Here is a 6,783-nt window from a genome sequence, read left to right as displayed (position 1 = left end):
TACCTCGCAAGCATCCAGCCCCAACACTTCCCCCAGCACCACTTCGGTATGCTCGCCCAGCAGTGGTGGCGCCCGGCGATACTCCACTGGCGTCTCCGACAACCGTATCGGGCTCGCAACTTGCGGCACACTACCCGCCAATGGATGTGGGATATTCAACGCCAACCCGCGCGCCAGCACCTGGGGGTCCTGGAACATCTGCGCCAGGTTATTGATAGGCCCACATGGCACTCCTGCAGCCTCCAACTGGGCCACCCACTCAGCCGTGGTCTTGAACACCGTAGCCTGGCGAATCAAAGGTATCAGCTCAGCCCGGTTGGCGACCCGCAGCTTATTGGTAACGAACCGAGGGTCCTCCGCCCATTGCGGCTGCCCGGCCACCTCAGCGAACTTGCGGAACTGACTGTCATTACCGACGGTAAGAATGAAATCGCCATCTGCCGTCGGAAAGTCCTGGTAAGGGACTATATTAGGATGCGCATTACCCAGCCGACGGGGAGGGGTGCCCGTGGTCAGGTAGTTCATCGCCTGGTTCGCAAGGCAGGCCACCTGCACATCGAGCAATGCCATGTCGACATGCTGGCCGACCCCTGTCTGATCCCGGTGGGCGAGGGCAGCCAGCATGGCGACCGTGGAATACAACCCGGTCAGAATATCGGTAAGCGCCACACCCACCTTGACCGGCCCTGCGCCTTCTTCACCCTCCGGACGGCCGGTCAGGCTCATCAGCCCACCCAACCCCTGGATCATGAAGTCATAGCCAGCGCGCTTGGCATAGGGCCCGGTCTGACCGAAGCCGGTAATGGAGCAATAGATGAGCTGCGGGTTTACCGCCTTGAGGCTCTGGTAGTCCAGGCCATAGGCAGCCAGCCCACCTACCTTGAAGTTCTCTATGACGATATCGCACTTCGCCGCCAGTTCACGCACCAGCCGCTGCCCCTCCGGCTGGGTAAAGTCGATGGTCACCGAGCGCTTGTTGCGGTTGGCCGACAGGTAATAGGCCGCCTCACTGGTATCCTCACCTTCAACATCCTTGAGGAAAGGCGGCCCCCATGAGCGGGTATCGTCGCCACTGCCTGGGCGCTCGACCTTGATCACGTCGGCGCCAAGGTCAGCCAGAATCTGACCAGACCATGGGCCGGCCAACACGCGCGAAAGGTCTAGCACCCGCAGATGTGATAGCGCGCCCATGGCTTGCTCCTTATTAATAGAACGCCTGGATACCAGTCTGCGCACGCCCCAGGATAAGTGCATGCACGTCGTGGGTACCTTCATAGGTGTTGACCACCTCCAGGTTAACCAGGTGGCGGGCCACACCAAACTCGTCGGAGATGCCATTGCCGCCCAGCATGTCACGCGCCATACGGGCGATATCCAGCGCCTTGCCGCAGGAATTGCGCTTCATGATGGAGGTGATTTCCACCGCAGCCGTCCCTTCATCCTTCATGCGCCCCAGACGCAGGCAGCCCTGCAGCGCCAGGGTGATTTCTGTCTGCATGTCGGCAAGCTTCTTCTGTATCAACTGGTTGGCGGCCAGTGGACGACCAAACTGCTGACGGTCCAGGGTGTATTGGCGGGCGGTGTGCCAGCAGGCTTCAGCGGCACCCAGCGCACCCCACGAAATACCATAGCGAGCCGAATTCAGGCAGGTGAACGGGCCCTTGAGGCCACGCACGTCCGGGAAGATGTTCTCTTCTGGCACGAACACATTGTCCATGACGATTTCGCCAGTGATCGAGGCGCGCAGGCCAACCTTGCCATGAATTGCCGGGGCACTCAGGCCTTGCCAGCCTTTTTCCAGTACAAAGCCACGGATATCGCCCGCATCATCCTTGGCCCACACCACGAACACATCGGCGATGGGGCTGTTGGTGATCCACATCTTGCTGCCGGTCAGCCGGTAGCCACCGTCGACCTTTCTCGCCCGGGTAATCATCGAGCCAGGATCGGAGCCATGGTTAGGCTCGGTCAAACCGAAGCAACCGATCCACTCGCCACTGGCCAGCTTGGGGAGGTACTTCTGCTTTTGAGCTTCGGTGCCAAATTCGTTGATCGGCACCATCACCAGCGACGACTGCACACTCATCATCGAGCGATAACCCGAGTCGATACGTTCCACTTCGCGAGCAATAAGGCCGTAGCACACATAGTTCAGGCCGCTGCCACCGTATTGCTCGGGGATGGTTGCACCCAACAGGCCGACTTCACCCATCTCGCGGAAGATCGCCGGATCGGTCTGCTCGTGGCGGAAGGCCTCGAGCACACGCGGCGCCAGCTTGTCCTGGGCGAACTGATAAGCGCTGTCACGCACCATGCGCTCTTCTTCAGTGAGTTGCTGATCCAGCAGCAACGGGTCGATCCAGTTGAAGCTTGCTTTACCGGCCATGAGCGAATCCTCGAAATAGGGGTCAGTTTCTTGTGCCTTTGAGCCTAGGCCTGATCGGCTGCGGGGACAAACGAGGATTGCGCACCGATTAGTGATATTTTGTCACTCCGTAAATCGGCAAAACGCCTTATTGACAGCCTTACAAGTGAGGTTGACGTACATGCGCCGCAAGATCCCCAGTACCGCCGCCCTGATTTGCTTCGAGGCGGCAGCCCGTAACGAGAGCTTTACCAAGGCTGCCCAGGAACTCGCGCTGACCCAGGGTGCCGTCTGTCGGCAGATCGGTGGCCTGGAGGCCTTCCTTAATGTGGAACTGTTCCGTCGCTCGCGCCGCGGCGTAAGGCTGACCGAAGCCGGCCTGTCCTACAGTCGCCAGGTGGCGGCCCAACTGGACGCCGTGGAGCGCGATACCTTGTCGGTGATGCGCCAGCAAGGCGCCAATGTGATCGAGCTGGCGGTAGTTCCGACGTTTGGCACTCAATGGCTGCTACCACGGCTCAAGGACTTCCAGCAGCGCCATCCGGAGGTCACAGTCAACCTCACCAACCGCACCCGGCCATTCTTGTTTGCCGACACTACCTTCGATGCCGCCATCTATTTTGGTGATGCGGACTGGTCAGGCACCCAATCGCACCAACTGATGGGTGAAAACCCGGTACCTGTGTGCAGCCCGGCGCTGCTGAACGGCCAAGGCATGCTCGAGGCACGCCACATCGCGCAGCTACCACTGCTGCAGCAGAGCACGCGCCCGTATGCCTGGCGGCAATGGTTCGGCAGTGTGGGCATGAATGTGGAGCGCGACATGACAGGCCCGCGCTATGAACTATTCTCGATGCTCGCCCAGGCGGCCATGCACGATATGGGCATTGCCCTGATACCACCGTTCCTGATCCAGCGGGAGTTGGAGGAGGGAAGGCTGGTGGTCGCTAACAGGCATGCCCTGAGTAGCGACAAGGCCTACTATCTGATGATTCCAGAGCGCAAGGTGGAGTCGGCGTCGCTACGCGCCTTCCGCGACTGGCTGGTAAGCCAGGCTCAGGCCTACATAAATAGCTCAGGGACAAACGCGACAAATTGACCCTGTAGTCAATTATTTTAAACACCTACAGATGTATGTATATGTCGCATATTCGCAAACTGTAACGCAAGCACAAAAACACCCTTTAACCGTGCTCAGTACGCGGCTTTGCGGGTTATTTTGCGACATCCAACTAGTCGTAAGCGAATTGGCCGCTTTTTTTTGATTTTTTCTCCTAATCTGCCAATGGCGCATGTTTGACGGGCTGCAACCCTATTGCTGCGACAAGCGGTCACAGGGTGACTTGTAGTTTTGACTTCGTTTCGCTCCAGAACCGGTTGAAGGCCTTCGGGTTCGTCTGCAAAATGCTTCGCCCCGCCCGGGATCCGGCGGGTTGGCGCTCCACAGCCGCCCCAGCGCACCATCCGAAGTGTGTTGGCTTCTACAAAGACAAAAGGTCACCGCAGGAGAAATAGTCGTGCACATTGGTGTTCCTCTCGAGACGCAGACCGGTGAGACAAGGGTCGCTGCGACCCCCGAAACCATCAAGAAACTGATTGGCCAGGGCCATCAGGTCACCGTTCAACGGGGGGCAGGGCTCAACGCCGCCATTCCGGACAGTGCCTATGAAGCCGTGGGTGCTTCCCTTGGGAGCGCCGCCGATGCCTACGGCGCCCAATTGGTACTCAAAGTGGTCGCCCCCAACGACCAGGAACTGGCCCTGATCAACAGCGGCAGCCTTCTGGTGGGCATGCTCAACCCCTTCAACGGTGAACTGATCGGCAAGATGGCCGAACGCGGCATTACCGCCTTCGCCCTGGAAGCCGCGCCGCGAACCTCGCGGGCGCAGAGCCTGGACGTGCTGTCGTCGCAGGCCAACATCGCCGGCTACAAGGCCGTGTTGCTGGCAGCCCATCACTACCCACGCTTCATGCCAATGCTGATGACCGCTGCCGGTACCGTTAAGGCCGCACGCGTGCTGGTACTGGGCGCCGGCGTTGCCGGCTTGCAGGCCATCGCCACAGCCAAGCGCCTGGGTGCAGTGATCGAAGCATCCGACGTTCGCCCGGCAGTGAAAGAGCAGATCGAATCACTGGGTGCAAAATTCATCGACGTGCCATACGAGACCGACGAGGAGCGAGAATGCGCCGAAGGTGTTGGCGGCTATGCCCGACCAATGCCGGCCAGTTGGATGCAGCGCCAGGCGCAGGCCGTGCACGAGCGCGCCAAGCAGGCGGATATCGTCATCACCACCGCGCTGATCCCCGGGCGCAAGGCGCCGACCCTGCTAAGCGCCGAAACCGTGGCGCAGATGAAGCCCGGCTCGGTGGTCATCGACCTGGCTGCAGCCCAAGGCGGCAACTGCCCGCTGACCGTCGCAGACCAGGTGGTGCAGGAAAACGGCGTGATCATCGTCGGCCCGACCAACCTGCCGGCCCAGGTGAGTGCCGATGCCTCGGCACTGTATGCACGCAACCTGCTGGACTTCATGAAGCTGCTGTTCGACAAGGATGGCGCGCTGATCATCAACCTCGAAGACGACATCGTCGCGGCCTGCCTGATGTGCCGTGATGGTCAGGTCGTCCGCAAAAACGGCTAAGGAGCACGACAATGGAAGACATGCTGATTTCCCACGGCATCTATAACCTGATCATTTTCGTGCTGGCCATCTATGTGGGCTACCACGTGGTGTGGAACGTCACCCCGGCGCTGCACACCCCACTGATGGCGGTCACCAATGCCATCTCGGCAATCGTCATCGTCGGCGCCATGCTGGCCGCGGCCCTGACCGTGACCCCGGCTGGCAAGCTGATGGGCACCCTGGCCGTGGCCCTTGCCGCAGTCAACGTGTTCGGTGGCTTCCTGGTCACCCGCCGCATGCTTGAGATGTTCAAGAAGAAAACCAAGAACGAGGCGAAGAAGTAAGCATGAGCATGAATCTGGTAACGCTCCTCTACCTCGTCGCCTCGGTGTGCTTCATCCAGGCGCTCAAGGGCCTGTCGCACCCGACCACCTCGCGGCGCGGCAATCTGTTCGGCATGATCGGCATGGGGCTCGCCATCCTCACTACGGTTGGCCTCATTTATAAGCTCGGGGCTGAACTTGCCACTGCCGGTATCGGCTATGTCATCGTCGGCCTGCTGGTCGGTGGCACCGCCGGTTCGATCATGGCCAAGCGCGTCGAAATGACCAAGATGCCCGAACTGGTCGCCTTCATGCACAGCATGATCGGCCTGGCCGCGGTATTCATCGCCATCGCCGCCGTACTGGAGCCGCAGTCGATGGGCATTGTGGCTGCCATCAGCGACCCGATCCCCACCGGTAACCGCCTGGAACTGTTCCTCGGCGCCGCCATTGGTGCCATTACCTTCTCCGGTTCGGTGATCGCCTTTGGCAAGCTGTCGGGCAAGTACAAGTTCCGACTGTTCCAGGGCGCACCGGTACAGTTCGCTGGCCAGCACAAACTGAACCTGATCCTTGGCCTGACCACCATCGCCCTGGGCCTGCTGTTCACTTTCACTGGCCACTACAGTGCCTTCACCCTGATGCTGGTCCTGGCCTTCATCATGGGTGTGCTGATCATTATTCCGATCGGCGGCGCCGACATGCCAGTGGTGGTGTCGATGCTCAACAGCTACTCGGGCTGGGCAGCGGCCGGCATCGGCTTCTCGCTGAACAACTCGATGCTGATCATCGCCGGTTCCCTGGTAGGTTCGTCCGGTGCCATCCTCTCGTACATCATGTGCAAGGCGATGAACCGTTCGTTCTTCAACGTCATCCTTGGCGGCTTCGGTGGCGATACCGACACTGGCGCGGCGCAAGGTTCGCAAGAACAGCGGCCGGTGAAGTCCGGTTCGGCTGACGATGCCACCTTCCTGCTCAGCAACGCCGACAGCGTGATCATCGTTCCGGGCTACGGCCTGGCGGTAGCCCGCGCACAACACGCGCTGAAAGAGCTGACCGAGAAGCTGACCCACAACGGCGTGACCGTGAAGTATGCGATTCACCCGGTGGCGGGCCGTATGCCCGGGCACATGAACGTACTGCTGGCCGAGGCTGAAGTGCCGTACGATCAGGTATTCGAAATGGAAGACATCAACGCCGAGTTCGGCCAGGCCGACGTGGTGCTGGTGCTGGGCGCCAACGACGTGGTCAACCCGGCGGCGAAGAACGATCCCAAGTCGCCAATCGCCGGCATGCCGATCCTCGAAGCGTTCAAGGCCAAGACCATCATCGTCAACAAACGCTCGATGGCCAGCGGCTATGCCGGCCTGGACAACGAACTGTTCTATCTGGACAAGACCATGATGGTGTTCGGTGACGCCAAGAAGGTCATCGAGGACATGGTCAAGGCGGTGGAGTGACACCAGCCGCTGCA

6 protein-coding genes are annotated in these 6,783 nt (G+C 60.3%); 4 read left to right on the top strand and 2 right to left on the bottom strand.

Annotated elements, in window-relative coordinates; genetic code table 11:
• Both N5D53_RS22795 and N5D53_RS22790 read right to left on the bottom strand, forming a co-directional pair.
• On the bottom strand, positions 1-1,191 hold a 1,191-nt coding region (locus N5D53_RS22795), incomplete at its 3' end, for a CaiB/BaiF CoA-transferase family protein (RefSeq protein ID WP_279840872.1).
• Between the two features lie 13 nt (positions 1,192-1,204).
• Positions 1,205-2,386 carry an acyl-CoA dehydrogenase gene (locus N5D53_RS22790; protein WP_003252907.1) on the bottom strand — a complete coding sequence of 394 codons (1,182 nt, stop codon included), beginning with the start codon at positions 2,384-2,386 and terminating at the stop codon, positions 1,205-1,207.
• 160 nt (positions 2,387-2,546) lie between these two features.
• On the opposite strand from N5D53_RS22790, the gene N5D53_RS22785 reads away from it, so the two are divergent.
• The 4 genes from N5D53_RS22785 (at position 2,547) to N5D53_RS22770 (ending at position 6,769) form a co-directional block, all read left to right on the top strand.
• Complete coding sequence (locus N5D53_RS22785) at positions 2,547-3,464, top strand: LysR family transcriptional regulator (RefSeq protein ID WP_104960561.1); 918 nt, start codon at positions 2,547-2,549, stop codon at positions 3,462-3,464.
• A gap of 418 nt (positions 3,465-3,882) precedes the next feature.
• Entirely contained in the window at positions 3,883-5,004 is a 1,122-nt protein-coding gene (locus N5D53_RS22780) for a Re/Si-specific NAD(P)(+) transhydrogenase subunit alpha (protein WP_020191551.1), read from the top strand.
• A gap of 11 nt (positions 5,005-5,015) precedes the next feature.
• Positions 5,016-5,330, top strand: coding sequence for an NAD(P) transhydrogenase subunit alpha (locus N5D53_RS22775; protein WP_003252914.1), 315 nt, complete (start codon positions 5,016-5,018; stop codon positions 5,328-5,330).
• Positions 5,331-5,332: 2 nt separating this feature from the next.
• On the top strand, positions 5,333-6,769 hold the full coding sequence (locus N5D53_RS22770) for an NAD(P)(+) transhydrogenase (Re/Si-specific) subunit beta (protein WP_003252919.1): 1,437 nt from the start codon (positions 5,333-5,335) through the stop codon (positions 6,767-6,769).
• The last annotated feature ends 14 nt before the right edge of the window (positions 6,770-6,783 follow it).

The organism is Pseudomonas sp. GD03862 (genome assembly GCF_029840855.1).
GTDB classification, from domain to species: Bacteria; Pseudomonadota; Gammaproteobacteria; order Pseudomonadales; family Pseudomonadaceae; genus Aquipseudomonas; species Aquipseudomonas alloputida.
Note: the sequence above shows the minus strand (reverse complement) of the source record. Positions and strands in the feature narration are given on the sequence as shown.